Annotated in this window: 1 protein-coding gene; it reads left to right on the top strand. The window is 43.6% G+C overall.

Annotated elements, in window-relative coordinates; translation table 11 throughout:
- The first annotated feature begins 1 nt into the window (after position 1).
- On the top strand, positions 2-1,177 hold the full coding sequence (gene tuf, locus ACFILZ_RS09820; protein ID WP_012755022.1) for an elongation factor Tu: 1,176 nt from the start codon (positions 2-4) through the stop codon (positions 1,175-1,177).
- The last annotated feature ends 12 nt before the right edge of the window (positions 1,178-1,189 follow it).

The raw sequence follows: 1,189 nt of genomic DNA, 5'->3' as shown, positions 1-1,189 counted from the left end.
AATGGCGAAGAGCAAGTTTGAACGAACAAAACCGCATGTTAATATTGGTACGATTGGTCACGTTGATCATGGGAAGACCTCGTTGACAGCAGCGATTACGAAATATTTTGGTGAATTTAAAGCTTATGACCAAATTGACGCTGCGCCAGAGGAACGTGCACGTGGAATTACTATTTCTACAGCACATGTTGAGTATGAAACGGAAAATCGTCACTATGCGCACGTTGATTGTCCAGGACACGCTGATTATGTGAAAAACATGATCACAGGGGCAGCACAGATGGATGGTGCTATTTTGGTTGTTTCAGCAGCGGATGGCCCAATGCCTCAGACACGTGAGCATATTTTGCTTGCACGTCAGGTTGGTGTCCCAGCAATTGTTGTTTTTCTTAATAAAGTTGATCAGGTTGATGATGCAGAACTTTTAGAGCTTGTAGAGCTTGAGGTTCGGGAACTTTTATCCAAATATGATTTCCCAGGCGATGATATACCAATTGTTAAGGGTTCTGCGTTGGCAGCTCTTGAGGATAAGGATAAAAGCATTGGTGAAGATGCTGTTCGTCTTTTAATGAGTGAAGTTGATAATTATATTCCAACCCCTGAGCGTCCTGTTGATCAACCATTTTTGATGCCGATAGAGGATGTGTTTTCGATTTCGGGTCGTGGAACCGTTGTTACGGGTCGTGTTGAGCGTGGTGTTATCAAAGTTGGAGAGGAAATCGAGATTATCGGTATTCGTCCAACTTCTAAGACGACGGTTACAGGCGTTGAAATGTTCCGCAAGCTTTTGGATCAAGGTCAAGCGGGTGATAATATAGGAGCTCTGCTACGTGGTGTTGACCGTGAAGGGATTGAGCGTGGTCAAGTATTGGCGAAGCCAGGATCCGTTACACCTCATACACGGTTTAAAGCAGAAGCTTACATTTTGACAAAAGATGAAGGTGGACGTCATACGCCATTTTTCACAAATTATCGTCCACAGTTTTACTTCCGTACGACGGATGTTACAGGTATTGTTACGCTTCCAGAAGGTACAGAAATGGTTATGCCCGGTGATAATGTTGCCATGGATGTTTCGTTGATCGTTCCAATAGCGATGGAGGAAAAACTTCGTTTTGCTATTCGTGAAGGTGGTCGTACTGTTGGTGCCGGTATCGTCTCTAAGATCATTGAATAAATAATGCTTGTT

Origin of the sequence: Bartonella sp. AP40SXNS, from assembly GCF_042195825.1 — a bacterium.
In the GTDB taxonomy this organism is placed as follows: domain Bacteria; phylum Pseudomonadota; class Alphaproteobacteria; order Rhizobiales; family Rhizobiaceae; genus Bartonella.
The sequence above is the reverse complement of the archived record's forward strand: the minus strand, read 5'-3'. Positions and strand labels throughout refer to the sequence as shown.